Source organism: Streptomyces sp. NPDC039462 (genome assembly GCF_055639375.1).
Genome location: NZ_JBVKAO010000002.1, coordinates 171,204 through 195,081 on the forward strand (window position 1 = coordinate 171,204; position 23,878 = coordinate 195,081).

The 23,878-nt window shown below is 71.3% G+C and carries 24 protein-coding genes and 5 tRNA genes; 9 read left to right on the forward strand and 20 right to left on the reverse strand.

Going from position 1 to position 23,878, the window contains the following annotated elements:
- Nucleotides 1-17: 17 nt before the first annotated feature.
- Nucleotides 18-1,745 carry a DAK2 domain-containing protein gene (locus tag ACZ7LU_RS11515; RefSeq protein WP_471118143.1) on the reverse strand — a complete coding sequence of 576 codons (1,728 nt, stop codon included), beginning with the start codon at nucleotides 1,743-1,745 and terminating at the stop codon, nucleotides 18-20.
- Nucleotides 1,746-1,957: 212 nt separating this feature from the next.
- Here ACZ7LU_RS11515 and rpmB point away from each other — a divergent pair, with 212 nt between their 5' ends.
- The 3 genes from rpmB to ACZ7LU_RS11530 all read left to right on the forward strand — a co-directional run bounded on the left by rpmB (nucleotide 1,958) and on the right by ACZ7LU_RS11530 (nucleotide 6,716).
- Nucleotides 1,958-2,143 (forward strand): 50S ribosomal protein L28, encoded by a 186-nt coding sequence (rpmB, locus tag ACZ7LU_RS11520; RefSeq protein ID WP_016642993.1) that lies wholly within the window; start codon nucleotides 1,958-1,960, stop codon nucleotides 2,141-2,143.
- 158 nt (nucleotides 2,144-2,301) lie between these two features.
- A complete protein-coding gene (locus ACZ7LU_RS11525; protein ID WP_471916602.1) occupies nucleotides 2,302-5,406 on the forward strand; it encodes an AfsR/SARP family transcriptional regulator in 3,105 nt (1,034 codons plus the stop codon).
- A gap of 35 nt (nucleotides 5,407-5,441) precedes the next feature.
- Entirely contained in the window at nucleotides 5,442-6,716 is a 1,275-nt protein-coding gene (locus tag ACZ7LU_RS11530) for an FAD-dependent monooxygenase (protein WP_471916603.1), read from the forward strand.
- Here the strand turns inward: ACZ7LU_RS11530 and thiD are convergent.
- Complete coding sequence (thiD, locus tag ACZ7LU_RS11535) at nucleotides 6,689-7,501, reverse strand: bifunctional hydroxymethylpyrimidine kinase/phosphomethylpyrimidine kinase (RefSeq protein ID WP_398308733.1); 813 nt, start codon at nucleotides 7,499-7,501, stop codon at nucleotides 6,689-6,691. The two genes, ACZ7LU_RS11530 and thiD, sit on opposite strands and share 28 nt — an antisense overlap.
- Nucleotides 7,498-8,466: a thiamine-phosphate kinase gene (locus ACZ7LU_RS11540; RefSeq protein WP_398308735.1), complete on the reverse strand. Its 969-nt coding sequence runs from the start codon at nucleotides 8,464-8,466 to the stop codon at nucleotides 7,498-7,500. Before ACZ7LU_RS11540 ends, thiD begins: the two co-directional genes overlap by 4 nt.
- Nucleotides 8,467-8,678: 212 nt before the next feature.
- Here ACZ7LU_RS11540 and ACZ7LU_RS11545 point away from each other — a divergent pair, with 212 nt between their 5' ends.
- Nucleotides 8,679-8,912, forward strand: coding sequence for an Lrp/AsnC family transcriptional regulator (locus tag ACZ7LU_RS11545; protein WP_016642988.1), 234 nt, complete (start codon nucleotides 8,679-8,681; stop codon nucleotides 8,910-8,912).
- A gap of 20 nt (nucleotides 8,913-8,932) precedes the next feature.
- Nucleotides 8,933-9,433 (forward strand): DUF3515 domain-containing protein, encoded by a 501-nt coding sequence (locus ACZ7LU_RS11550; protein ID WP_468089405.1) that lies wholly within the window; start codon nucleotides 8,933-8,935, stop codon nucleotides 9,431-9,433.
- Nucleotides 9,434-9,457: 24 nt separating this feature from the next.
- On the opposite strand, the gene ACZ7LU_RS11555 is transcribed toward ACZ7LU_RS11550, so the two are convergent.
- The 3 genes from ACZ7LU_RS11555 to ACZ7LU_RS11565 form a co-directional block, all read right to left on the reverse strand.
- Nucleotides 9,458-10,615 (reverse strand): D-alanine--D-alanine ligase family protein, encoded by a 1,158-nt coding sequence (locus ACZ7LU_RS11555; protein WP_398308740.1) that lies wholly within the window; start codon nucleotides 10,613-10,615, stop codon nucleotides 9,458-9,460.
- 47 nt (nucleotides 10,616-10,662) lie between these two features.
- On the reverse strand, nucleotides 10,663-11,613 hold the full coding sequence (locus ACZ7LU_RS11560; RefSeq protein ID WP_398309016.1) for an NAD(P)H-dependent glycerol-3-phosphate dehydrogenase: 951 nt from the start codon (nucleotides 11,611-11,613) through the stop codon (nucleotides 10,663-10,665).
- A 74-nt stretch (nucleotides 11,614-11,687) separates the two neighbouring features.
- Nucleotides 11,688-12,473, reverse strand: coding sequence for a lysophospholipid acyltransferase family protein (locus ACZ7LU_RS11565; RefSeq protein ID WP_398308742.1), 786 nt, complete (start codon nucleotides 12,471-12,473; stop codon nucleotides 11,688-11,690).
- 152 nt (nucleotides 12,474-12,625) lie between these two features.
- On the opposite strand from ACZ7LU_RS11565, the gene cofC reads away from it, so the two are divergent.
- Nucleotides 12,626-13,261 carry a 2-phospho-L-lactate guanylyltransferase gene (gene cofC / locus ACZ7LU_RS11570; protein ID WP_468089410.1) on the forward strand — a complete coding sequence of 212 codons (636 nt, stop codon included), beginning with the start codon at nucleotides 12,626-12,628 and terminating at the stop codon, nucleotides 13,259-13,261.
- A gap of 14 nt (nucleotides 13,262-13,275) precedes the next feature.
- A complete protein-coding gene (locus ACZ7LU_RS11575) occupies nucleotides 13,276-13,479 on the forward strand; it encodes a hypothetical protein (protein ID WP_471916604.1) in 204 nt (67 codons plus the stop codon).
- Nucleotides 13,480-13,629: 150 nt separating this feature from the next.
- On the opposite strand, the gene ACZ7LU_RS11580 is transcribed toward ACZ7LU_RS11575, so the two are convergent.
- From ACZ7LU_RS11580 to leuC, 4 genes are all read right to left on the reverse strand, one after another.
- The gene (locus ACZ7LU_RS11580) at nucleotides 13,630-14,337 is read right to left on the reverse strand and encodes an HU family DNA-binding protein (protein ID WP_471916605.1); all 708 of its coding nucleotides are present in this window, start codon (nucleotides 14,335-14,337) and stop codon (nucleotides 13,630-13,632) included.
- A gap of 161 nt (nucleotides 14,338-14,498) precedes the next feature.
- Nucleotides 14,499-14,735 carry an SCO5555 family protein gene (locus ACZ7LU_RS11585; protein WP_398308750.1) on the reverse strand — a complete coding sequence of 79 codons (237 nt, stop codon included), beginning with the start codon at nucleotides 14,733-14,735 and terminating at the stop codon, nucleotides 14,499-14,501.
- A 248-nt stretch (nucleotides 14,736-14,983) separates the two neighbouring features.
- The gene (gene leuD, locus ACZ7LU_RS11590; protein ID WP_398308751.1) at nucleotides 14,984-15,577 is read right to left on the reverse strand and encodes a 3-isopropylmalate dehydratase small subunit; all 594 of its coding nucleotides are present in this window, start codon (nucleotides 15,575-15,577) and stop codon (nucleotides 14,984-14,986) included.
- 2 nt (nucleotides 15,578-15,579) lie between these two features.
- Nucleotides 15,580-17,007, reverse strand: coding sequence for a 3-isopropylmalate dehydratase large subunit (gene leuC / locus ACZ7LU_RS11595; protein ID WP_398308753.1), 1,428 nt, complete (start codon nucleotides 17,005-17,007; stop codon nucleotides 15,580-15,582).
- A gap of 181 nt (nucleotides 17,008-17,188) precedes the next feature.
- Here leuC and ndgR point away from each other — a divergent pair, with 181 nt between their 5' ends.
- A complete protein-coding gene (gene ndgR, locus ACZ7LU_RS11600) occupies nucleotides 17,189-17,905 on the forward strand; it encodes an IclR family transcriptional regulator NdgR (protein WP_058942291.1) in 717 nt (238 codons plus the stop codon).
- A 159-nt stretch (nucleotides 17,906-18,064) separates the two neighbouring features.
- Here the strand turns inward: ndgR and ACZ7LU_RS11605 are convergent, their stop codons facing one another.
- Nucleotides 18,065-18,523, reverse strand: coding sequence for a DUF4188 domain-containing protein (locus ACZ7LU_RS11605; RefSeq protein WP_468313511.1), 459 nt, complete (start codon nucleotides 18,521-18,523; stop codon nucleotides 18,065-18,067).
- A 131-nt stretch (nucleotides 18,524-18,654) separates the two neighbouring features.
- Here ACZ7LU_RS11605 and ACZ7LU_RS11610 point away from each other — a divergent pair, with 131 nt between their 5' ends.
- Complete coding sequence (locus tag ACZ7LU_RS11610) at nucleotides 18,655-19,311, forward strand: MerR family transcriptional regulator (protein ID WP_398308755.1); 657 nt, start codon at nucleotides 18,655-18,657, stop codon at nucleotides 19,309-19,311.
- A 42-nt stretch (nucleotides 19,312-19,353) separates the two neighbouring features.
- Here the strand turns inward: ACZ7LU_RS11610 and ACZ7LU_RS11615 are convergent.
- From ACZ7LU_RS11615 to ACZ7LU_RS11655, 9 genes are all read right to left on the reverse strand, one after another.
- A tRNA-Glu gene (locus ACZ7LU_RS11615) sits at nucleotides 19,354-19,426 on the reverse strand.
- Nucleotides 19,427-19,454: 28 nt separating this feature from the next.
- Nucleotides 19,455-19,526 (reverse strand) — tRNA-Gln (locus tag ACZ7LU_RS11620).
- A gap of 31 nt (nucleotides 19,527-19,557) precedes the next feature.
- Nucleotides 19,558-19,630: transfer RNA gene (locus ACZ7LU_RS11625), tRNA-Glu, on the reverse strand.
- A 62-nt stretch (nucleotides 19,631-19,692) separates the two neighbouring features.
- Nucleotides 19,693-19,765, reverse strand: a tRNA-Glu gene (locus tag ACZ7LU_RS11630).
- Nucleotides 19,766-19,806: 41 nt separating this feature from the next.
- A tRNA-Gln gene (locus ACZ7LU_RS11635) sits at nucleotides 19,807-19,878 on the reverse strand.
- A gap of 87 nt (nucleotides 19,879-19,965) precedes the next feature.
- Nucleotides 19,966-20,694 carry an HAD family hydrolase gene (locus ACZ7LU_RS11640; protein WP_471916606.1) on the reverse strand — a complete coding sequence of 243 codons (729 nt, stop codon included), beginning with the start codon at nucleotides 20,692-20,694 and terminating at the stop codon, nucleotides 19,966-19,968.
- A 176-nt stretch (nucleotides 20,695-20,870) separates the two neighbouring features.
- Nucleotides 20,871-22,349 carry a glutamate--tRNA ligase gene (gltX, locus tag ACZ7LU_RS11645; protein ID WP_468089420.1) on the reverse strand — a complete coding sequence of 493 codons (1,479 nt, stop codon included), beginning with the start codon at nucleotides 22,347-22,349 and terminating at the stop codon, nucleotides 20,871-20,873.
- Nucleotides 22,342-23,130, reverse strand: a complete 789-nt coding sequence (locus ACZ7LU_RS11650; protein WP_362998161.1) for a fumarylacetoacetate hydrolase family protein — start codon at nucleotides 23,128-23,130, stop codon at nucleotides 22,342-22,344. Before ACZ7LU_RS11650 ends, gltX begins: the two co-directional genes overlap by 8 nt.
- Nucleotides 23,131-23,209: 79 nt before the next feature.
- Nucleotides 23,210-23,410, reverse strand: coding sequence for a hypothetical protein (locus ACZ7LU_RS11655; protein ID WP_398308761.1), 201 nt, complete (start codon nucleotides 23,408-23,410; stop codon nucleotides 23,210-23,212).
- Between the last annotated feature and the right edge of the window lie 468 nt (nucleotides 23,411-23,878).

The window sequence follows — 23,878 nt, forward strand, 5'->3', positions numbered from 1 at the left end:
GCGGTGTGCGGCCCGGGTCACTCGACGCCGATCAGCAGCAGTGCCGACTGGCGGCCGCCGCGGTAGACCACTGTGTCGACGGCCAGGTACGTCTCGCGTACGTGCTTCTCCAGTTGCTCCGCGACGGTGTCCGGCACGGATTCGCCGAGTACGAGCGTGACCATCTCGCCGCCCGCCGACAGCATGCGGTCGAGGACCGAGGCGGCGGTGCGGGCCACTTCGGAGCCGATGACCGCGACGTCGCCGTCGATCAGGCCGAGCACGTCGCCGGCCTGGCAGATGCCCGCCATGGTCCAGGACTGCCGCTCGGCGACGGCCAGTTCGCCGTACCGGGTCGCGCCGGCCGCCGAGGTCATGGCGACGACGTCCTCGTCGAAGCGGCGCTCCGGCTCGTGCACGGCGAGTGCCGCGATGCCCTGGACCGCGGAGCGGGTCGGGATCAGCGCGACGCGCACGCCTTCCGTGCGCGCCTGTGCCGCCGCGGCGGCCGCGGTGTGCCGCAGCTCCGCGTCGTTGGGCAGGAGGACCACTTCGCGCGCGTGGGCCCGGCGGATCGCGTCGACGAGTTCGCCGCTGGCGGGCGGCTCCCCCACGCGCGTGGGCACGGTGGTCGCCCCGGCTTCGGTGTAGAGGCTCGCGAGGCCCTCGCCGGGTACGACGGCGACGATGGCCCGCTGCGCGCGCTCCCTGGGCGGCTGGGCCGTGGTGTGCGCGTCACCCACTCCGAAGTGGGTGATCCGGATGCGGTGGGGGCGGCCCGCCTCCACGCCCGCCTCGACGGCCGCTCCCGCGTCGTCGACATGGACGTGGACGTTCCACAGGCCGTCGCCGCCGACCACGACGAGCGAGTCGCCGAGCCGGTCGAGCCGGTTCCGCAGCCGGGCGACGGCCGCGTCGTCCGCCTCCAAGAGGTAGATCACCTCGAAGGCGGGGCCGCCCTCCTCGCCCCTCTCCTCGCCGGGCGGGTCCTCACACTCGACGGCCTCCACCTCGGTGGCCTCCACGCGCGCGTGGGCGGCTGCCGTGCTCCTGGGGGCGACGGTCCGGCCCGACAGCGCGCCCACCAGCGCCCCCAGGACCGCCACGAGCCCCCGGCCACCGGCGTCCACCACCCCGGCGCGGCCGAGCACCGCCAGCTGCCCGGGTGTCGCCTCCAGGGCCGCGCAGGCCCCGTCGTACGCGGCCCTGGCCACGGCCCCGCAGTCGCCGTCCGTACCGGCGGCCGCCTCGGCCGCCGCGGTGGCCACCGTCAGGACCGTGCCCTCGACCGGGTGGGCGACCGCTTGGTAGGCGGCGTCGGCGGCCTGTCGCAGCGCGCGCTCCAGGGTCCGGCCGTCGGCGTGATCCGCGTCACTTCGCGGGTCGCCGTCGCCGTACTCCCCGCCCCGCTCGCCCTCGTCGCCGCCGATGACCTGCGCCATGCCCCGCAGCAGCTGCGACAGGATCGTGCCCGAGTTCCCGCGGGCCCCGATGAGCGCTCCGTGGGCCATCGCGCGCACGGTCTCGGCCAGCGAGGGAAGAGCCGGCTCATGGCCGGTGAAGGCGGCGTCGACGGCCTGTGAGGCGGACTCCACGGTCAGATAGAGGTTCGTTCCGGTGTCTCCGTCGGCGACCGGATAGACGTTGATGGAGTCGATCTCCTCGCGGGCCCTGCCGAGGGCGTCCAGAGCCAGTCGGCACCAGGCGCGCACCGCGACCGCGTCGAGGTTCTGCGGCACCTGTTCGCCTCCTTGACCATGCGGAATGGACGCAGCGTAGACCCACGGTGAACGAGGGGCCCGGGGCGGGGGCCGGGCAGGGCGTGGTAGTTTCGTGGAACCGAAGCAGTCGTTGTATGCTGCTTCGGTTGCCCGATACGCATCGGGCCATTCCTCCTGGCAACGCCACTTCGATCATTGCACTGATCCCGGCCTGCCGGGTTTAACCGTAAGTGCATCTGAAGTCTTTGGAGTGACCCGTGGCTGCCAACTGCGACGTCTGTGGCAAGGGGCCGGGCTTCGGCAACAACATCTCGCACTCGCACCGCCGTACGCCCCGTCGCTGGAACCCGAACATCCAGCGAGTGCGTGCCGTGGTGAGCGGGACGCCGAAGCGCCTCAACGCCTGCACCTCGTGCATCAAGGCCGGCAAGGTCTCGCGCTGACGTCAGCGCGGCCACCTAGCTGGTTGCTGAATCAGCCGGTCCCCTCAGGGGGGCCGGCTTTTTCGTCTGCCCATGCATGATTCGTCTGCCCATGCATGAGAGGCCCCCGCCCGGCCATGGCGTCCGCCCACGCGCGCGGGGCTGCCAGAATCTTGCGGATGCGCTTCGGCATCCTCGGCCCCCTCGACGTACGCTCCCCCGACGGCACCCCCGTGGACCCCGGCGGGCCGCGCCCGAGGGCGCTGCTCACCCTGCTGCTCCTGGACCCCGGCCGCACCGTCTCGGTGGCGGCGCTCACCGACGGGCTGTACGGCGACGAGCCGCCCGCCGGCGCGGCGAACGCGCTGCAGTCCCAGATCTCCCGGCTGCGCAAGCGCCTGGGCCTCGCCGTCGAAGCCACCCCCACCGGCTACCGCCTCGCCGTCCGCCCCGACGACGTCGACCTGCACCGCTTCGAGCGGCTGGCCCATGAGGGACGCGCGGCCCTCCACGCCGGGGACCCCGCCCGGGCAGCCACGCTCCTGAGGGAGGCGCTCGGCCTGTGGCGCGGGACCGCCCTCGCCGATCTGCCGGACGCCCGGCCGCTCGCCGCACGCCTGGAGGAGACGCGGCTCACCGCCGTGCAGGACCGCGTCGATGCGGACCTCGCGCTGGGCGGCGGCGCTGAGCTGGTGCCCGAGTTGCGCGAGCTGCTGGCCGGGCACCCGTTGAGCGAGCGGCTGCACGGACAGCTGATGCGGGCGTTGCACGCGGACGGCAGGCCCGCGGAGGCGCTCACCGCCTACGAGGAGGCGCGGCGCACCCTCGCCGACGAGCTCGGCACCGATCCCTCCGCCGAGCTGTCCGCGCTCCACCTGGAGCTGCTCCAGGGCCGGGAGCCGGCCCGGCAGCGGGGCGTGCCCGCGCAGCTGACGCGGTTCATCGGGCGGGCCGACGAGCTCACGCGGATCGGCGCCCTGCTCGCGGAGGCGCGGCTCGTGACGCTCACAGGGCCCGGCGGGGCGGGCAAGACGCGGCTCGCGGTCGAGGCGGCCCGCGCGCTGCCCGACGTCTGCTTCGTGGAGCTGGCCCCGCTCGCCGACGGCGCCGGGGTGACGTACGCGATCCTCACCGCGCTCGGGGTGCGCGACGGGTTCCACAGCCAGGGCGGCGACGCCACGGAGCGGCTGCTCACCGCGTTGCGCGGCCGTGAGCTGCTGCTCGTCCTGGACAACTGCGAGCACGTCGTGGACGAGGCGGCCCGCGTCGCGGCGCTGCTCCTCGGCGCCTGCCCCGGCGTGCGGGTGCTCGCCACCAGCCGGGAGGGGCTCGGGATCACGGGTGAGGTCCTGTGGCCCGTGCCGCCGCTGGCCGCCGACCCCGCCGTCAGGCTCTTCGCGGACCGGGCGGCCGCCGTGCGGCCCGACCTCGCGGGCCCGCGTGACGAGCACGCCCGGCGGCTGACCGACGAGATCTGCGCGGCGCTCGACGGGCTGCCCCTCGCGATCGAGCTGGCCGCGGCCCGCCTGCGCACCCTCACTCTGGAGGAGCTCGCCGCCCGCCTCGGCGACCGCTTCCGGCTGCTCTCGCGCGGCGACCGTACGAAGGCGCCCCGGCACCGCACGCTGCACGCGGTCGTGGAGTGGAGCTGGGAGCTGCTCGACGACGAGGAGCGGGAGCTGGCCCGACGGCTGACCGTGTTCTCCGGAGGGGCCACGTCCGAGGCCGTGGAGGCCGTCTGCGGGATTCCGTACCCCGAGGACCTGCTCGCTTCCCTCGCGGAGAAGTCGTTCCTCGACGTGGCCGACGGGCGCTACGACATGTTGCAGACCATCCGCGCGTTCTGCGCCAGGGAGCTGGCCGCGGCGGGCGAGGAGGACCGGTTGCGGGCCGCGCACGCCGGGTACTTCCTGCGGCTGGCCGAGGCGGCCGAGCCACGCCTGCGCGGCGGTGGGCAGCTCCGCGCTCTTGCCGAGCTCGACGCCGAGCAGCCGAACCTGGACGCCGCGCTGCGCCATCTGACCCGCACCGCGCCGCGCGACGGCCTCCGGCTGATGGCCGCGCTCGCCTGGTTCTGGCTGCTGCGCGGCCGCTACGGAGAGCGCAGGGAGCTCGCCGTCGACCTCCTCGCCGCGGTGGGCGCGGAACCGCCGGACGGCCTCTCCGAGGAGTACGTCCTGTGTCTGATCAACACGATCGCGGGTGACGGCACCGACCCTGACGAACCCGCCCGCCTCGCGCGGGCGGACGCTCTCTTCGGCGGCCTCGAAGGCCCCCTGCGGCTGCCGTACCTGGTGGTGCTGTGGTCGATCGCCGGCGGTCCCGCGCGTGCCATGGAGGACCAGGTGCGGGAGCAGGTCGACGACCATCCTTGGGGCGTGGCCCTGCTGGATCTCGGGCTGGGTTTCCAGGATCTGTTCGCGGGCCGGGCCGCGGCCTCGGAGGCGGCTTTCGCCCGGGCTTTGGAGGGGTTCAGGACGACCGGGGACCGCTGGGGCATGGCCAACTGCCTCGATCCGCTGGGCATGTTCGCCGACTGGCGGGGCGAGCGGGCGCGGGCCCTCGAACTGCTCGACGAAGGGCTCGCGCACGTAAGGGAGTTGGCGGCGCCCGAGGAGACCGCGGACCTGCTGCACCGGCGTGCCACGGTCCTCATGCACGGGGGTGACCTCGACGCGGCGGCCGCCCACTACACGCGCTCCGCCGCCCTCGCCCGAACCGTCGGCGTCCCCGACAAGGTGGCGACCGCACGGCGCGGGCTCGGGGACGTGGCCCGGCTCCGCGGCGACACGGCACACGCGCGTGCGCACTACGAAGCGGCTCTGGAGGCGTGCGCGGCCAACTGGTTCAGCGTCGGGGAGAGCGTACGGATCCTGATCGGCCTGGGCCGTACCGCGCTCGCCGAGTCCCGCGCGGCGGAGGCCGCCGACTGGTTCGAGCAGGCCCGGGTCCTGGCCTCCGGCTCCGGCTCCGACGTACGGGCCCCGGGCGTCGGCGGCGGCGTGCCCGGCACCGGCGAACTGGCCGAGGTGGCCGAGGCGTTGGCCGCGGTCGCGCCGGACCCCGGGGAAGCCGTGCGGCTCCTGGGCGCCGCCCACGGCCTGCGCGGCACCCTGATCGCCGGCGATCCCGACGTCGTACCCCTCGTGGAGGCGGCTCGGGCGCGGCTCTCCCCGGAAGCGTACGAGAAGGCCTTCGAGGAGGGGCGGAGCCTGCGGTCGGCGGCGGTCAGGAACGGTGGGCCGACGGTCGGGGAACATACCCGGGCGGTCAGCGAACGGTAGGCGGACGGTCAGCGGCCGCCCCGAGGCTTGCCGGCATGACACACACGACGCGTACCAACACCGGATCGGCCCCTACGAAGAGCCCGCGCCGGGTCGCCACCCGCAGCCTCGCCCACCTGGACGTCCTGATCTCCGGCGCCAGTGTCGCGGGCCCCGCGCTCGCCCTGTGGCTGGCCCGGTACGGAGCGCGGGTCACCGTCCTGGAGAAGGCGCCCGCCCTGCGCGAGGGCGGTTTCGCGGTCGACTTCCGGGGCGATGTGCACCGCACCGTGCTGCGGCGCATGGGCATCTGGGATGAGGTCCACCGCCGTCAGACGCACATGGGCCGCCAGACCGTCGTGGAGGCCGACGACACGGAGCGGGTCGCCCTGCCCGCGTTCTTCATGAGCGGTGACGTGGAGATCTTCCGCGGCGACCTCTCCAAGATCCTGTACGAGCGCACCGCGGACCGGGTCGAGTACGTCTTCGGAGACTCCGTCGCCACGCTGACCGAGGACTCCGAAGGCGTCGACGTGACCTTCGACCGCGGCGCGCCCCGCCGGTTCGACCTGGTGGTCGGCGCCGACGGGCTGCACTCGCACACCCGCCGACTGGTCTTCGGCGACGAGTCGCGGTACCTGCGCTTCCTGGGCTACTACGTGGCGGGCTTCGGCATCCCCAACCACCTCGGCCTCGACCGCACCGCCCGCCTCTACAGCGAGCCCGGCCGCACCGTCGTGATCAGCAACTACGACGGTGACCCGGACAGAGCCGGAGTGGGCCTGATCTTCCGGTCCGACCGGCTCGATTACGACCGGCACGACATCGCGCAGCAGAAGAAGATCCTCGCGGACCGGTTCGCGGACCTGGCCTGGAAGCACGCCCCCAAGGCCCTGGAGGGCCTGGAGAGCGCCGACGACCTGTACTTCGACGCCATCGCCCAGATCCACGTCGACCGGCTCTCCAAGGGCCGTGTGGTGCTCCTGGGCGACGCCGGGTACGGCGCCACGATGGGCGGCATCGGGACGGGCACGGCGCTGGTGTCCGCGTACGTCCTCGCCGGTGAGCTCGCGGCCGCCGGGGGCGACCACCGGGTCGGCTTCGCCGCGTACGAGGCGGAGATCCGCGACTACGCCAAGGGCTGCCAAAAGACCGCCGACAACGCCGGGCCCTTCCTCGCCCCGCCGACCGAGAAGAAGATCCGCAGCCGCGACCGCGCGTACCGCGTGCTCGGCTCCCGGCTGCTGGCGGGCCTCTTCAAGAAGCTGACGGAGAAGGCCGCGAGCGACCTCGTGCTCAAGGACTACGCGCCCGTGGACCGCCAGCCGTGATCCACCGGTCCGATCCCGCCGCCGAGGGCGAACCCGGCGGCGATCGCCCCTGTCACGTACTCCTTGGCCGCCGTGACGGCCTCCGGGACGCTCCGCCCCTTGGCCAGCTCCGCCGCGATCGCGCTGGCCAGGGTGCAGCCCGTGCCGTGCGTGTGGCGGTTGTCGTGGCGCGGGGCGCGCAGCACGTGCTCTTCGGAGCCGTCGGTGAGCAGGTCCACGGCGTCGCCGCTGAGGTGGCCGCCCTTGATGAGCACCCACTGCGGGCCGTACGCGAGGACGGCGTCGGCCGCGCGGCGCAGGCCGTCCTCCGAGTCGACGACGACACCGGTGAGTTGGGCGACCTCGTCGAGGTTGGGTGTGGCGACCGTGGCGACCGGCAGCAGCTTCGTGCGCACCGAGTCGAGCGCGGACACCGCGAGCAGCGAGTCGCCGTGCTTGGAGACGCCGACCGGGTCGACGACCGCGGGGGCGTCCGTGCCGGCGAGCAAGTCGGCGACCGCCTCGACCAGTTCGGCGGAGGCGAGCATGCCGGTCTTCACCGCCTGTACGCCGATGTCGTCGACGACGCTGCGGTACTGGGCCCGCACCGCCTCCACCGGAAGCTCCCAGAAGCCCTGCACGCCCAGCGAGTTCTGCGCGGTGACGGCCGTGACGACGCTCATGCCGTGCGTGCCGAGGGCGAGCATCGTCTTCAGGTCGGCCTGGATGCCCGCGCCGCCGCCCGAGTCGGACCCGGCGACGGTCAGGACCCGCGGCGGGGCGCCCGTCCTCGGCAGGCCGGTCACTCGGACTCTCCGTTGTCCCCGAAGTGGTCCCAGCCCTTGCTGGTCCACGGGGCGCCGTCCACGGTCACCTGGGGCAGCGCGGAGGGGTTGAGGACCTCTCCGATGACCTTCCAGCGGGCGGGCAGCTTCACGTCCGGCGGGAACGTCGCGACGATGGCGTGGTCCTCGCCGCCGTTCAGCACCCACTGCAGCGGGTCGACGCCGACGGCCTGCCCGATGTCGTTCATCTGGGAGGGCACGTCGACGTCTCCGGAGCGGATGTCGATGCGTACCTTGCTGGCCTCGGCGATGTGTCCGAGGTCGGCGATGAGGCCGTCGCTGACGTCCGTCATGGAGGTCGCGCCGAGGCCGGCGGCCGCGGGACCCGCGTGGTACGGCGGTTCGGGCCTGCGGTGGGCCTCCACAAAGGCGCGCGGCGAGCGGAAGCCCCGGGAGAGCACGGCGTGCCCGGCGGCGGACCAGCCGAGCCAGCCCGTCACGGCGACGACGTCACCGGGCTGCGCGCCCGCGCGCGTGACGGGTTCGTGGTTGCGCAGATCGCCCAGCGCGGTGATCGCGACGGTGATCGTGTCGCCGCGCACGACGTCGCCGCCCACGACGGCCGCGCCCGCCACCTGGCACTCGTCCCTGAGGCCGTCCATCAGCTCGGTCGGCCAGCTCGCGGGGAGCTCAGCGGGCACGACCAGGCCGAGCAGCAGCGCGGTCGGCACGGCCCCCATGGCCGCGATGTCGGCGAGGTTCTGCGCGGCGGCCTTGCGGCCCACGTCGTACGCGGTGGACCAGTCGCGGCGGAAGTGCCGCCCCTCCAGGAGGATGTCGGTGCTCGCCACGACCCTGCGGTCCGGAGCGGACACGACCGCGGCGTCATCGCCCGGGCCGAGCCGTACGGCCGGAGTGGTGGTGAGCCGCGAGGTGAGCTCTCTGATGAGCCCGAACTCCCCCAACTCGCCCACGGATCCCTTCACCGAGTCTCACCATGCCCTTTCACGCTGCTCGGCCCCCGGTCGCGAGCCGTCTCTGTCATCGGTACGGTCGACGTGACCGTCGACTTCTGCTGTCCGTCCGCCACGATGTGCGCGCCACAGGTCACGCGGGTCTCCCCGTGACGAGCGGCGACGCGGTACCGTGGCGTCCCTTTCTCCCCCCACATGATCCTCGTGGCCGCCCTGGAGGTTCCGTGGTACAGGCGTACATCCTGATCCAAACAGAGGTCGGCAAGGCGTCGACCGTCGCCGAGCTGATCGGCAAGATCCCGGGAGTGATCCAGGCCGAGGACGTGACCGGACCCTACGATGTCATCGTGCGCGCGCAGGCGGACACGGTCGACGAACTCGGCCGCATGGTGGTCGCCAAGGTCCAGCAAGTGGACGGCATCACCCGAACCCTGACCTGCCCGGTCGTGCACTTGTAGCCCCCGTCTACCCTGGCCCGGTGAACTTCCCCCGCCTCCGGCGCCGCTGCCTCACAGGAACGTCCGCCCTCGTCCTGTTGATCACGACGGCGGCCTGCTCATCTTCGGACGACGAGGCGTCAGTGGTGGTTCCGTCCCCGGCCGCGAAGGCCGCGGGACTCTGCCGGAACCTGCACGAGAAGCTCCCGGAGAAGGTCGACGGTCTCGGGCGGACCGACCCCGGTCCGAAGTCCGAGCTGACCGCGGGGTGGGGAGACCCGGCGATCATACTGCGCTGCGGTGTGGAGCGGCCCCCGGAGATGATCGACCTCGCGTACGCCGAGCAGAACAGCGTGAACGTGAACGGTGTCGCCTGGCTGCTGCAGAAGCGCGACGACGGCTCGTACACCTTCACCACCGGGGCGCGCCTCGCCTACGTGGAGGTGACGCTCCCGGCGGAGCGGGCGGGGGGCGGCCTGAGTCCGCTCACGGACTTCGCCGCCCCCATCAAGCAGACGATCCCCAAGGGGGTCGCCCCCTGACGGGGGCGGCGCCCCGGGCGTGGGTCAGCGCAGGCCCGTGGAGCGGTTGAGGGCCGCCTGGATGAGGCGGTCCACCAGCTCCGGGTAGCTGACGCCGCTCTTCTCCCACATCTGCGGGTACATCGAGATGGGCGTGAAGCCCGGCATCGTGTTGATCTCGTTGATCACGAACCGGCCGTCCTCGGTGAGGAAGAAGTCCGCGCGCACCAGGCCCTCGCAGGACGCTGCCTCGAACGCCTCGACGGCGAGCCGCTGGATCTCCGCCGTCTGCTCGGGCGTCAGCGGCGCGGGCACGATGCCGGGCGTCGAGTCGATGTACTTCGCCTCGAAGTCGTAGTAGTCGTGCGTCTGGACGGGCGGGATCTCGGCCGGGACGCTCGCGCGCGGGCCGTCCTCGAACTCCAGGACGCCGCACTCGATCTCGCGGCCGCGCAGCAGCGCCTCGACGATGATCTTGGGGTCGTGGCGCTGTGCCTCGGCGATGGCCTCGTCGAGACCGTCGAAGGAGTCGACCTTCGTGATGCCGATCGATGAGCCCGCGCGCGCGGGCTTGATGAACAGCGGCCAGCCGTGCTCGCCGGCGAACTCCGCGATGCGCTGCCGGGCGCCCGCCTCGTCCTGCCGCCACTCGCGCGGGCGGATCACCAGGTACGGGCCGACGTTCAGCCCGAAGGAGGCGAACACCCGCTTCATGTAGTCCTTGTCCTGGCCGACGGCCGAGGCGAGGACTCCGGAGCCGACGTAGGGCACTCCGGAGAGTTCGAGCAGGCCCTGGAGGGTGCCGTCCTCTCCGTAGGGACCGTGCAGCATCGGGAAGACGACGTCGACCTCGCCGAGCGCCTTGGGCACGGAGCCGGGCTCGCTGTAGACGACCTCGCGGTTGCCGGGGTCGACCGGGAGCACGACACCGCCCTCTACGGAGTCGGCGATTTCGGCGACGTTCGGCATCCGGCGGTCGGCGATGGCCATCCGCTCGGGCTCGTCGGCGGTCAGCGCCCAACGGCCGTCCGTGGTGATGCCGATCGGCAGGACGTCGTACTTGGAGCGGTCGATCGCGCGCAGTACGGCACCGGCCGTGACGACGGAGATGCCGTGCTCCGAGCTGCGGCCGCCGAACACGACGGCCACACGCGGCTTGCGGAGCGGCTGCTCAGGGCTCTGGGGGAGGTTCTCGCTGCTCATATCGCGTTGAGAGTACCCGCTGGTCCCGCAGTAGTCAGTCGGCGCCGTCAGCGGCGCTCGGGCTTGGCGCTGCGCGACATGAGGTCCTTGAGGGCGACCACCGGGGGCGTGCCCTCGTGCACGATGCCCACGACCGTCTCGGTGATCGGCATGTCGACGCCGTGCCTGCGGGCCAGATCCAGCACGGACTCGCAGGACTTGACGCCCTCCGCGGTCTGCTTGGTGACCGCGATGGTCTCCTGGAGCGTCATGCCCTTGCCGAGGTTGGTGCCGAAGGTGTGGTTGCGCGACAGCGGCGACGAGCAGGTGGCCACCAGGTCGCCGAGGCCCGCGAGTCCGGAGAACGTGAGCGGGTCGGCGCCCATGGCGAGGCCGAGCCGGGTGGTCTCCGCGAGGCCGCGCGTGATGAGCGAGCCCTTGGCGTTGTCGCCGAGGCCCATGCCGTCCGCGATGCCCACGGCGAGGCCGATGACGTTCTTCACGGCGCCGCCGAGCTCGCAGCCGACCACGTCGGTGTTGGTGTACGGGCGGAAGTACGGCGTGTGGCAGGCCGTCTGGAGGCGCTGCGCGACGGCTTCGTCCCGGCAGGCGACCACGGCGGCGGCGGGCTGCCGCGCGGCGATCTCACGGGCGAGGTTGGGTCCCGTGACGACGGCGATCCGGTCCGCGGGGACCTTCGTGACGTCCTCGATGACCTCGCTCATCCGCATGGCGGAGCCCAGTTCGACGCCCTTCATGAGGGAGACGAGGACGGTCTCGGGGGCGAGCAGCGGGGCCCACTCGGCGAGGTTGGCGCGCAGTGTCTGCGACGGCACGGCGAGGACGGTGAAGTCGGCGTCCGCGGCGGCCTCGGCCGGGTCGGTGGTCGCCCGGAGGTTCTCCGGGAGCCGCACGCCGGGGAGGTAGTCCGGGTTGGTCCGCGTGGAGTTGACCGCGTCGGCGAGTTCGGCGCGGCGGCCCCACAGGGTGACGTCACAGCCCGCGTCGGCGAGCACCATGCCGAAGGCCGTGCCCCAGGAGCCCGTTCCGAAGACGGCGGCCTTCACGGGCTGCGCCGGGTTCACGGGGTTCGTCACTTGCTGTCCTCCGAGGTGCTCTCTGTGGTGCCCCGCGCGGCGTTGCGGCGCGCTGCTGCCTTGCGTCGTTGCTCCTGCCGCGCCCTGCGCGGGTCGTACGGCGTCTCAGGGGCCTTCTCGCCGCGGATCTCCTCCAGGAGTCCGGTGATCGCGGCCATGATGGTCTCGGTCACCTCGCGCAGCACCTCGGGCGTCGGCTCCTTGTCGTAGAAGCGCGACAGGTCCACGGGCGGTCCGGCCTTCACCTGGAGGGTCTTGCGCGGGAAGAGGGCGGGCTTCTTGCTGTACGGCGGCAGAGCGAGGTTGGCGCCCCACTGCGCGACGGGAATCACCGGGCACTTGGTCTCCAGAGCGACCCGCGCGGCACCGGACTTGGCGGTCATCGGCCACATGTCGGGGTCCCTGGTGAGGGTGCCTTCGGGATAGAAGGCGACGCACTCGCCGCGCGCGATGGCGTCGACGGCGGCGCGGAAGGCGTCGAGCGCGTTCGTGGTCTCGCGGTAGACCGGGATCTGGCCCGTGCCCTTCATCACCTTGGCGACAAAACCACCCTTGAAAAGGGCGTCCTTTGCCAGGAATCGCGGCACTCGCCCCGTGTTGTACTGGAAGTGCGCGTACGAGAACGGGTCGATATGCGAGTTGTGATTCACCGCGGTGATGAATCCACCGTCGGCCGGAATGTGCTCCATTCCACGCCAGTCCCGCTTGAACAGAACCACGAGCGGCGGTTTAGCAATGACCGCCGCAAGGCGGTACCAGAAGCCGATTCTGCGGCGGGACACTCGGACACCTTCCTCCATGAACCTGGTCGGCCGCACAAGTGTCGCCCCAGGCTGCCGGTCTGTCGAGAACACCGTACGCCCACCCGTCTGCGGCCACCGCCCCTCGTCCGTCGGCAGGTCACAATGGGCGCGACGCGAAGGACGGAGCGCTCGTGCAATGGACCCTGGTCATACCCGTGAAATCGCTGGCGCGCGCCAAAAGCAGGCTCGCCGCCGCGTCCGGGGACGGTCTGCGGCCGGGTCTCGCCCTGGCATTCGCGCAGGACACCGTGGCCGCCGCGGCGGCGTGCCCGGCGGTGCGGGATGTGGCGGTCGTCACGGATGACGCCCTGGCGGGCCGGGAGCTCGCCGCGCTCGGCGCCCGGGTCCTGGCCGACGAGCCCGGCGGGGGCCTGAACGCCGCGCTGGCGCACGGGGCGGCCCGGGTGCGCGCCGAGCGGCCCGACGCGGCCGTCGCAGCCCTGAACGCCGACCTGCCCGCGCTGCGCCCCGCGGAATTGGCCCGGGCGCTCGACAGTGCCGCCGCATTTTCCCGCGCATTCATGCCGGATGCCGCAGGAATCGGGACGACGCTGCTGTGCGCGACGGCGGGGACGCAATTGCGTCCCGCTTTCGGAGGGGCCTCCCGGGCCCGGCATTCGGCGTCCGGGGCCGTGGAACTCGCGCTCGACGGCGTCGATTCCGTACGCCAGGACGTGGACACCGGAGAGGACCTGCGGGCCGCTCTCGCGCTCGGCGTGGGACCGCGCACCGCCGCGGCCGCGGCGCGCCTGCTCATCGCCGACTGAGTACGCTGCTTTCCATGCAGGCGACCGCGTACACGTACGACTCCGAGACCCGCAGCGGCAGCGTGCTGCTCGACGACGGGACTCCCGTGCCCTTCGAGGCGCCCGCGTTCGACGCGGGCGGGCTGCGGCTGCTGCGGCCCGGGCAGCGCGTGCGCATCGAGATGGACGGCGAGGGTGACGCGCGCCGCATCACTCTGGTGACCCTGCAGACGTTCTGAACCCGGCGCGGACCTTCTGACGCCCGGCGCCGACGTGGCCGAACCCGGCGCGGACGTGCCGCGTCCGGGGCGCCTGCGCCATCCGGGCGCACGACGCGGGCCGGGCTCCCCCGTGGGAGCCCGGCCCGGCGCGTGAGTGCCCTCGTGCCCCTACTTCTTGCGGGCCGTGGTCTTCTTGGCGGTCGTCTTGCGCGCCGTGGACTTCTTGGCGGGCGCCTTCTTCGCCGTGGCCTTCTTCGCCGGGGCGGTCTTCTTGGCGGTGGCCTTCTTGGCGGCCGGCGTCGCCTTCTTGGCGGTGGTGGTCTTCTTCGCCGCCGGCGTCGCCTTCTTGGCCGTCGACTTCGTGGCCGTCTTCTTCGCCGTCGCCGTCGCCTTCTTGGCGGTCGCCGTGGCCTTCTTGGCGGTGGCCGTGCTCTTCTTCGCGGCGGTCTTCTTGGCGGTGGTGGTCTTCTTCGCCGCCGCCGGCGTCGCCTTCTTCGCGGTGGCCTTCTTGGCCGCGGCCTTCTTGACCGTCGCCGAAGCGCCGCCGGTCAGGCTGCCCTTGGGCGCCTTCTTGACCGCGACGTCGTTCTTCGGGAGCTTCTTCGAGCCGCTCACCAGGTCCTTGAAGCCCTGACCGGCGCGGAACCGCGGCACCGAGGTCTTCTTGACGCGCACGCGCTCCCCGGTCTGGGGGTTGCGGGCGTAACGGGCCGGGCGGTCGACCTTCTCGAACGAGCCGAAGCCGGTGACCGAAACACGGTCCCCGCCGACCACGGCACGGACGACGGCGTCCAGGACCGCGTCGACGGCGTCGGCGGCCTGCTGGCGGCCTCCGACCTTGTCGGCAATCGCTTCTACGAGCTGCGCCTTGTTCACGTCTTCCCCTTCGGAGACATTGCCGGGAGCGAAATACTCCGGCTTTTTCGCACGTTAGGCAGATATATACCGCAAATCAAACACGAAACGGGCTAATCACCCTTGTGCCGCAACGAAGTGGCCCATCTCGGAGTTCCTCGAAGGCCCGTTGAGGCTGCGACTCAGGGGTCTTGGGGGAATCGGCCGTCGTCCGCTTCGTCGAGGGACGCCATCAATCGCTCCAGACGCCTTGCCGCATCGGCGAGATCGTGTTTGGCCGCGGCCGTAATGACCAGCAGCTTCCGGGTCAGCGCCATCCGTACGCCCTCCGGGACTTGCAGTGCGCGCACTCGGGAGTGCGCTTCCTTCAGTTGGTCCGCGACGAGCCCGTAGAGCTCGAGTTGGCTGTCACGTCCCATGCACCGATTGTGCCATCTGGGGCGAGTTGTCGCCTCCGCAGGGGGTAACTGCCGCCGTCCGCCGCCTTCCTGAGGGTACCCCGTCGCGCCGAGTACAAGGGGATTTCCAGCCTCTTCTTCCTTGCCGGGCACGGGAGTTGAGACCACCCGTTCAGGCCATCCGGCACCTCTCGGGAGGCACACACAGATGTACCCCCAACCGTCCACGATTGGGGGTACATCAGGCTGTTGTGACGTGTTGCGGGCTGTCAGACCTGAACGGTCCGCGGCTTGTACGAGGGGCGCCCGGTCTCGTACGCGGCGATGTCCGGCTCGTTCCGCAGCGTGATGCTGATGTCGTCCAGGCCGTTCAGGAGCCGCCAGCGGGCGTTCTCGTCGAGTTCGAAGTCGGCGGTGATGCCCTCCGCGCGGACCTGGCGGTCCTCCAGGTCGACGGTGATCTCGGCCTGCGGGTCCCGCTCCGTCAGCTCCCAGAGCGCGTCCACGACCTTCTGGTCGAGCACGACGGTGAGCAGGCCGTTCTTCAGCGAGTTACCGCGGAAGATGTCGGCGAAGCGGGACGAGATGACGGCCTTGAAGCCGAAGTTCTGCAGCGCCCACACGGCGTGCTCGCGGGAGGATCCGGTGCCGAAGTCGGGTCCGGCGACCAGGACCGTGGAGCCCTGCCGCTCGGGTCGGTTGAGGACGAACTCGGGGTCCTTGCGCCAGGCCTCGAAGAGCCCGTCCTCGAAGCCGTCCCTGGTGACCTTCTTGAGCCAGTGGGCGGGGATGATCTGGTCGGTGTCCACGTTGCTGCGGCGCAGCGGGACGGCCCGGCCGGTGTGCTTGGTGAATGCTTCCATGGTTATCGGACTCCGGCGTTCACGGGGGCGTCGGACAGGTCGGCGGGCGAGGCGAGGTGGCCGGTGACCGCGGTGGCGGCGGCGACCTGCGGGGAGACCAGATGGGTGCGTCCGCCCTTGCCCTGCCTGCCTTCGAAGTTGCGGTTCGACGTGGAGGCCGAGCGCTCGCCGGGCGCCAGTTGGTCGGGGTTCATGCCCAGGCACATCGAGCAGCCCGCGTGCCGCCATTCGGCCCCCGCGGCGATGAAGACCTTGTCCAGCCCCTCCGCGACGGCCTCCAGGGAGACCCGGACCGAGCCGGGGACGACCAGCATCCGCACGCCGTCGGCGACTTTGCGGCCCTCGACGACGGAGGCCGCCGCGCGCAGGTCCTCGATGCGGCCGTTGGTGCAGGAGCCTACGAAGACGGTGTCGACCTTGATGTCGCGCAGCGGCTGGCCCGCGGTCAACCCCATGTATTCCAGGGCCTTTTCGGCGGCGTGGCGCTCCGAAGCGTCTTCGTACGAAGCGGGGTCGGGGACGCTCGCCGAAAGCGGCGCTCCCTGGCCCGGGTTGGTGCCCCAGGTGACGAACGGCGCCAGCGAGGCGGCGTCGATGTAGACCTCGGCGTCGAAGACCGCGTCGTCGTCGGTCTTCAGCGTCTTCCAGTACGCCACCGCGGCGTCCCAGTCCTCGCCCTGCGGTGCGTGGGCGCGGCCCTTGATGTAGTCGAAGGTGGTCTCGTCCGGGGCGATCATCCCGGCGCGGGCGCCCGCCTCGATGGACATGTTGCAGATGGTCATCCGCGCCTCCATCGAGAGCTTCTCGATGGCGGAGCCGCGGTACTCCAGGACGTAGCCCTGGCCGCCGCCGGTGCCGATCTTCGTGATGACGGCGAGGATCAGGTCCTTGGCCGTGACGTCGTCGGGCAGTTCGCCGTCGACGGTGATGGCCATGGTCTTGGGGCGGGCCATCGGCAGCGTCTGGGTGGCGAGGACGTGCTCGACCTGGGAGGTGCCGATGCCGAACGCCAGCGCGCCGAAGGCGCCGTGGGTGGAGGTGTGCGAGTCGCCGCAGACGACGGTGGTGCCGGGCTGGGTCAGTCCCAGCTGCGGTCCCACCACGTGGACGACGCCCTGCTCGACGTCGCCCAGCGGGTGCAGGCGCACGCCGAAGTCGGCGCAGTTCTTGCGCAGCGTCTCCAGCTGGGCCCGCGAGACCGGGTCGGCGATGGGCTTGTCGATGTCGAGGGTCGGGGTGTTGTGGTCCTCGGTGGCGATGGTGAGGTCGAGCCGCCGCACCTGACGGCCGGCCTGGCGGAGGCCGTCGAAGGCCTGGGGGCTGGTCACCTCGTGCAGCAGGTGCAGATCGATGTAGAGGAGGTCGGGCTCGCCCTCGGCGCGCCGGACGACGTGGTCGTCCCAGACCTTCTCCGCGAGTGTCCTACCCATCGCTTTCCCTCCGACCGGCCGCTTCGCCGGCCCAACTAGAGAATCTGTTCGCCGACGCGCGTACCCCTCGTGCCGCACGTCGGCCGCGAAATCCGTTGGTCCGCGGATCGCTCGTACAGAGTGGCGCGTCGCGCGGAAAATTGAACTTGCGTTTCACAGAGTGAGACGCGAGTATCGACGCATGGACAACTCTAGCGGCGTCGGCGTTCTGGACAAGGCGGCCCTTGTCTTGAGCGCTCTGGAGTCCGGTCCGGCCACCCTCGCGGGCTTGGTCGCGGCCACGGGGCTCGCACGACCCACGGCTCACCGACTGGCCGTGGCACTGGAACACCACCGGATGGTGGCGCGGGACATGCAGGGCCGTTTCATTCTCGGCCCGCGGCTCGCGGAGCTCGCGGCGGCGGCGGGCGAGGACCGTCTGCTCGCCACGGCGGGCCCGGTCCTCACGCACCTGCGCGACGTCACGGGCGAGAGCGCGCAGCTCTACCGCCGGCAGGGCGACATGCGCATCTGCGTGGCCGCGGCCGAGCGCCTCTCGGGCCTCAGGGACACCGTCCCCGTCGGCTCGACGCTCACGATGAAGGCGGGTTCGTCGGCCCAGATCCTGATGGCCTGGGAGGAGCCGGAGCGCCTGCACCGCGGTCTCCAGGGCGCCCGCTTCACGGCCACGGCCCTTTCGGGTGTACGCCGCCGTGGCTGGGCCCAGTCGATCGGCGAGCGCGAGCCGGGCGTCGCGTCCGTGTCGGCGCCCGTGCGCGGCCCGTCGAACCGCGTGGTGGCCGCCGTCTCGGTCTCCGGGCCGATCGAGCGCCTGACCCGCCACCCCGGCCGCATGCACGCGCAGGCGGTCATCGACGCGGCGGGACGCCTCTCCGAGGCCCTGCGCCGCTCCGGCTGACGCTCACCCGGCGCCCCGGCGCCGAAACGCCCGGCGCACGCACTCAGCGCCGGAAGGGGCCGCCCCAACGCCGCGGCGGCCCCTTCCGGCGCTCCTCTTTGCCCGCCCGCTCCTCTCACGCGGCCCCCGCTTCTCTGGCCGCCGCCTCCCCTGCGGGCTTCAGGCCGTCTGCAGCCGGTCGGCGGCCCGGTCCCCGCGGCGGCCGACCGGGATGACACCGATGGCCTCGCCCAGGCCGAACGCCGGCATGTTGACGTACACCGCCTCGTGGGCGCCGGCCGGCACGACGTACGTCTCGTGCCAGAAGCCGACCTTCCCCCTGCCCTCCCTGACCCGGCGGTTCCACGCCGCCCAGGCGGGCCGGTGTTCCTTGCCCTGGGCGACCGAGTACGCCAGCAGCTTCTCCTGCGACTCCCAGTACTGGACGACGTACACCAACCGCGGGCCGCCGAGGAGCAGCCGGTATCCCAGCAGTCCGCTCCCCCGGTCCTCCGGCAGGTCCTTGAGCATGCGGGCCATCGCCCAGAAGACGGGCCACCAGCTCCGCACCGCACGGAAGCTGTTGATGCGCATCCCGATGTGGAAGACGACGACGCCTCCCTGCGCGTCCGCGGTCATGCGCCCTTCGATCGGCTTGCCGCCCACGATGCTCTCCCTTGCCGTAGCCCCGCCCGGACATTGGATAGTCCCGCTATCCATGTTTGGATAGTGCCACTCCCCAAAGGGAGGCGCAAGAGGAGGCACCACCGATGAAACTGGCGGAGCTGAGCAGGCTCAGCGGGATCCCCACGGCCACGATCAAGTACTACCTGCGCGAGGGCCTGCTGCCGCCCGGCCGCCGCGTGACGGCGACGCAGGCGGAGTACGACGACTCGCATCTGCAGCGACTGCGGCTCGTGCGGGCGCTGATCCAGGTGGGACGGGTTCCGATCGCCTCGGCGCGCGAGGTACTGACCGCCCTGGAGGACGAGTCGCTGGACCACAACTCCCGTCTGGGCACGGCGGTCTCGGCGCTGCCGCACGGCCAGGAGTCGGCCGAGGACGACGCGGCGGCCCGGGAGGCGCGTGCCACGGTCGACGCACTGCTGACGCGGCTCGACTGGGAGTGCACGCGCGACGGCGCGGAGGCGTCGCCTGCCCATCGGGTGCTGGTGACCGCCGTCGCCACCCTGGCCCGGCTCGGATATCCGTGCGGTGTCGACGACTTGGCGCCCTACGCGTACGCGGGACGCCAACTGGCCGTGACCGACCTGGACTTGATCGAGCGGTACGAGTCGCCCGACCGGCAGCTGGAGGCGGCCGTGGCGCTCACGGTGCTGTACGAGCCGGTGCTGCTGAGCCTGCGCCGCATCGCGCAGGCGGAGGAGTCCACGAGCCGTTACGGGCAACGGCGTACGGAGGAATGACGAAGGGGCCCTCCCTCACGGGAAGGCCCCTTGCCGTTTCTGTACCCCCGACCGGATTCGAACCGGCGCTACCGCCTTGAGAGGGCGGCGTGCTAGGCCGCTACACAACGGGGGCGAGGATCTTGCGTCACCGCGCGATCCAGCTGGGCTACCAGGACTCGAACCTAAACTAACGGAACCAGAAACCGTCGTGCTGCCAATTACACCATAGCCCAATGTGGTCTAGACCATGTCTAGTACCTACAGTACCCCCGACCGGATTCGAACCGGCGCTACCGCCTTGAGAGGGCGGCGTGCTAGGCCGCTACACAACGGGGGCCCTAGCGATCCTGCATCAGTGACAGTGGGTGCGACCCGATCTGTCCCCGCGGGAAGGATCTGTACCCCCGACCGGATTCGAACCGGCGCTACCGCCTTGAGAGGGCGGCGTGCTAGGCCGCTACACAACGGGGGCATTGTGGATGAGATCCACAGGTTGCAGATGAGCTCTGCGAGCTGGCCTACCAGGACTCGAACCTAGACTAACGGAACCAGAAACCGTCGTGCTGCCAATTACACCATAGGCCATCAAAGCGCCACCCCCGGAAGGGGTTTTGTTTGACTTGCGCTTCCCGGCCGGACCTTTCGGCCCTCTCGGGCGGCGCAGGAAGAACATTACCCGAAGGTGGACGGCGCTCCAAAACGGGTATCCGCACGCAGCAGCGCGGGGAGCTCGGAGAGGTCCCTGATCCGGTGTACGCCGGCCGGGCCGTCGCCCCCCGTGCCGGTGCGGTCGAGCCAGATCCCGACGAGGCCCGCGTCCCTCGCGCCCCTGGCGTCGATCTCCGGCTGGTCGCCCACGTAGGCGATCTCGGCGGGGGCCAGGCCCAGGTGCGTACAGACCGCGAGGAACGCCTCGGCGGCGGGCTTGGAGACGCCCAGGTCGGCGGCGCACAGCACGGCCTCGAAGCGGTCGCGGACGCCGAGGAGGCGCAGTTTGCGGTCCTGGACGAACAGGGCGGAGTTGGAGAGCACCGCGTGGCGGTAGTCGTCGGCGAGGGCGTCCAGGGTGGGGACGGTGTCGGGGAAGAGGGACCAGGCCGATTCGTAGTGACCGACGTAACGGTCGAACCAGGCGTCGGCGTCGGCGTCGCTCAGTGCGGGGGCGTCGAGGAAGTCCCGCACCCGGTCGCGGCGCTGCTCCTGGAAGGTCACCCCTCCGGCGCCGAAGCGGGCCCAGTGCCGCTCGGTGAGCTCCCGCCACCGCCCGAGGGCACGCTCGGCGGACTCGTACCGCTCCAGGAGCCCCTCGGCGGTGAGGTGCGCGTGCATGCCGGCGCTGTCGGCGCGCGCGTAGTCGAAGATGGTGTCATCGATGTCCCAGACCACGGCTCTGATCGGCATACTGCCGACGGTAACCGCAGTCACGGCCCCCGGCTGGGGGTTCGGGGGTTATCCCCCGATGAACGCAGTGTCGATGTCCCAGACCACGGCTTTGATCGGCATGTTTCGACGGTATGCGAAGGACCCGGGAGCCGTGGAGGCTTCCGGGTCCTTCGGCTGCGTATGCGTACGCGTCGCTACGCGGTGAGCTTCGCCAGGGCCGCGTCGATGCGGGTCAGGGTCTTCTCCTTGCCCAGGATCTCCAGGGACTCGAAGAGGGGCAGGCCGATCGTGCGGCCGGTGACGGCCACGCGGACCGGGGCCTGGGCCTTGCCGAGCTTCAGGCCGTGCTCCTCGCCGGCGGCCAGAACGGCCTCCTTGAGGGACTCGGGGGAGGTCCAGTCGGCCGCCTCCAGCTTGGCGCGGGCCGTGCGCAGGAGGGCGTCGGAGCCCTCCTTCATGGCCTTCGTCCAGCTCGGCTCGTCGAAGACCGGCTCCGGCAGGAAGAGGAAGTCGACGTTGTCGGTGATCTCGGAGAGGACCTTGAGGCGGGTCTGCGCGTGCGGCGCGATGGCCTGCCAGGCCGCCTCGTCGAAGTCCTCGGGCGCCCAGTTGGCGTGCGGGGCCTTCAGCCAGGGCTCGCAGGCCTCGGCGAAGGCCTTCACGTCCAGCATGCGGATGTGGTCGGCGTTGATCGCCTCGGCCTTCTTCAGGTCGAAGCGGGCCGGGTTCGCGTTGACGTCCGCGAGGTCGAACTTCGCGACCATGTCGGAGATCGAGAAGACGTCCTGGTCCGCGGAGAACGACCAGCCGAGGAGCGACAGGTAGTTCAGGAGGCCCTCCGGGAGGAAGCCGCGCTCGCGGTAGAGGTTGAGGGACGCCTGCGGGTCGCGCTTGGAGAGCTTCTTGTTGCCCTCGCCCATGACGTACGGCAGGTGGCCGAACTCCGGGATCGCCTTCGCGACGCCGAGCTCGATCAGCGCCTTGTAGAGCGCGATCTGGCGCGGGGTGGAGGAGAGCAGGTCCTCGCCGCGCAGGACGTGGGTGATCTCCATCAGGGCGTCGTCGACCGGGTTGACCAGCGTGTACAGCGGGGCGCCGTTGGCACGCACGATGCCGTAGTCGGTGACGTTCTCCGCCTGGACGGTGATCTCGCCGCGGACCAGGTCGGTGAAGGTGGTGGCCTCGTCCGGCATGCGGAAGCGGACGATGTGGCTGCGGCCCTCGGTCTCGTACGCCTGCTTCTGCTCGGCGGTGAGGTCGCGGCAGTGGCCGTCGTAACCGGACGGCTTGCCGGCGGCGCGGGCGGCCTCGCGGCGGGCGTCCAGCTCCTCGGTGGTGCAGTAGCAGGGGTAGGCGTAGCCGCCGTCCAGGAGCTTGGCCGCGACGTCCCGGTAGATGTCCATGCGCTGCGACTGGCGGTACGGCGCGTGCGGGCCGCCGATCTCGGGGCCCTCGTCCCAGTCGAAGCCCAGCCAGCGCATCGAGTCGAGGAGCTGCTCGTACGACTCCTCCGAGTCGCGCGCGGCGTCGGTGTCCTCGATGCGGAAGACCAGGGTGCCCTCGTTGTGCCGGGCGAAGGCCCAGTTGAAGAGGGCGGTGCGGACCAGGCCCACGTGGGGGTTGCCGGTCGGCGAGGGACAGAACCGTACGCGTACGGGGGTCGCGTTAGCCACGCTTGATCACCTTGTTGGTGAGAGTGCCGATGCCTTCGATGGTGACGGCGACCTCGTCGCCGACGTTGAGCGGCCCGACGCCTGCCGGGGTGCCCGTGAGGATGACGTCGCCGGGGAGCAGCGTCATGGCCTCGGAGATGTGCACGATCAGGTCCTCGACGGAGCGGACCATCTCGGCCGTGCGCCCCAGCTGGCGCTGTTCGCCGTTGACCGTGCACTGGATGGTGAGGTCGGAGGGGTCGAGGTCGGTCTCCACCCAGGGGCCGAGCGGGCACGCGGTGTCGAAGCCCTTGGCCCTGGCCCACTGCTTCTCGCGCTTCTGCACGTCACGCGCGGTGACGTCGTTCGCGCAGGTGTAGCCGAGGATGACGTCACGGGCGCGCTCGCGCGGGACCTCGCGGCACATGCGGCCGATGACCACGGCCAGCTCGGCCTCGTGGTGCACCTCCTGCGAGAAGGAGGGGTACACGATGGCGTCGCCAGGGCCCGCCACCGAGGTGGACGGCTTGAAGAAGGCGACCGGGACGTCGGGGACCTCGTTGCCGAGCTCCGCCGCGTGGTCCGCGTAGTTGCGGCCGATGCCCACGACCTTGTTGGGGAGCACCGGGGGCAGCAGCCTGACCTTGCTCAGCGGGACCTTCGTGCCGGAGAGCTCGAAGTCCGCGAACGGGATGCCCTTGATGATGTCGAGGACGAGCCCATCGGTCGTTCCGGGGGGACTTTCGCCCTCGACCGCGCCGAAGGCGACGTTGCCGTCGATGGAGAACCTGGCGATGCGCACGTGTGCCTTGGCCCCTTGCTGGAATGGGTGGAGTGTGACACTCCAGGCTAACGCGGCAGGCGGGTCCGACCTCCCGCCATTAACCCGCTACGGGGGCGGGCTGCTCCGGCGCGTCCATGAGGATCGTGCGCTTCGGGTTGGCGGTCTGCGTCGGCAGTTCCACGGCGTGCTCCGGCTGCTCGGGCGCGGCCTGGACGTCGTCCGCGTCCTTGAGGTGCGCGAGAGTGGTGCGGCGCGGGTTGGCTATGTTGCGGAACATCGTCGACTTCACAGTCTTCATCTGCTGTTCGGACCTTGTCGGTTGAGGCGTCACGTGGTGGACGCGGCTTGTCGGATTCGCCATCCCTGTAAAGCGTCAGGCTAAACATCCAATTCCCGGCCAAAGTCCGGAAGACGCCAAGATCTTCATGTGAGTTTGCTCACGAGTTAGCGGACAAAAAGGTCAATCCGGGCCCGGGGTCGACCCGTTGGAAACGGACATTGCGCCACTGAAGGCACCATTCCGCTCCTGATCATGAAGACTGGGACACCCCCCGCCGGTAGAAGCTTTGTGGGGATGAGTCCGTTTTTTACTAGATCACTTTCTACGTCTGGTGACCCCCCACTCACAACGCGTCACGCAGGCCGTGGCGCGACACACGGGCCTTGTTGGAGATCCTGCACTGTGCTGGAATTCCCGGGACCGCCGCGGGATCGAACCGGCGCGCAGGGGCGCAACGCAGCGCCGAGTGGCGGCGGGGAGGGGGAG

Coding starts and splice junctions, on each gene's coding strand:
- ACZ7LU_RS11525 (WP_471916602.1), top strand. CDS start 2,302: ATGCGCTTCGGCATCCTCGGCCCCCTCGACGTACGCTCCCCCGACGGC.
- ACZ7LU_RS11530 (WP_471916603.1), top strand. CDS start 5,442: ATGACACACACGACGCGTACCAACACCGGATCGGCCCCTACGAAGAGC.
- ACZ7LU_RS11555 (WP_398308740.1), bottom strand. CDS start 10,615: ATGAGCAGCGAGAACCTCCCCCAGAGCCCTGAGCAGCCGCTCCGCAAG.
- ACZ7LU_RS11560 (WP_398309016.1), bottom strand. CDS start 11,613: ATGGTGCTCGCCGACGCGGGCTGTGACGTCACCCTGTGGGGCCGCCGC.
- ACZ7LU_RS11575 (WP_471916604.1), top strand. CDS start 13,276: ATGCAGGCGACCGCGTACACGTACGACTCCGAGACCCGCAGCGGCAGC.
- ACZ7LU_RS11585 (WP_398308750.1), bottom strand. CDS start 14,735: ATGGGACGTGACAGCCAACTCGAGCTCTACGGGCTCGTCGCGGACCAA.
- leuD (WP_398308751.1), bottom strand. CDS start 15,577: ATGGAAGCATTCACCAAGCACACCGGCCGGGCCGTCCCGCTGCGCCGC.
- leuC (WP_398308753.1), bottom strand. CDS start 17,007: ATGGGTAGGACACTCGCGGAGAAGGTCTGGGACGACCACGTCGTCCGG.
- ndgR (WP_058942291.1), top strand. CDS start 17,189: ATGGACAACTCTAGCGGCGTCGGCGTTCTGGACAAGGCGGCCCTTGTC.
- ACZ7LU_RS11605 (WP_468313511.1), bottom strand. CDS start 18,523: ATGACCGCGGACGCGCAGGGAGGCGTCGTCGTCTTCCACATCGGGATG.
- ACZ7LU_RS11610 (WP_398308755.1), top strand. CDS start 18,655: ATGAAACTGGCGGAGCTGAGCAGGCTCAGCGGGATCCCCACGGCCACG.
- ACZ7LU_RS11640 (WP_471916606.1), bottom strand. CDS start 20,694: ATGCCGATCAGAGCCGTGGTCTGGGACATCGATGACACCATCTTCGAC.
- ACZ7LU_RS11655 (WP_398308761.1), bottom strand. CDS start 23,410: ATGAAGACTGTGAAGTCGACGATGTTCCGCAACATAGCCAACCCGCGC.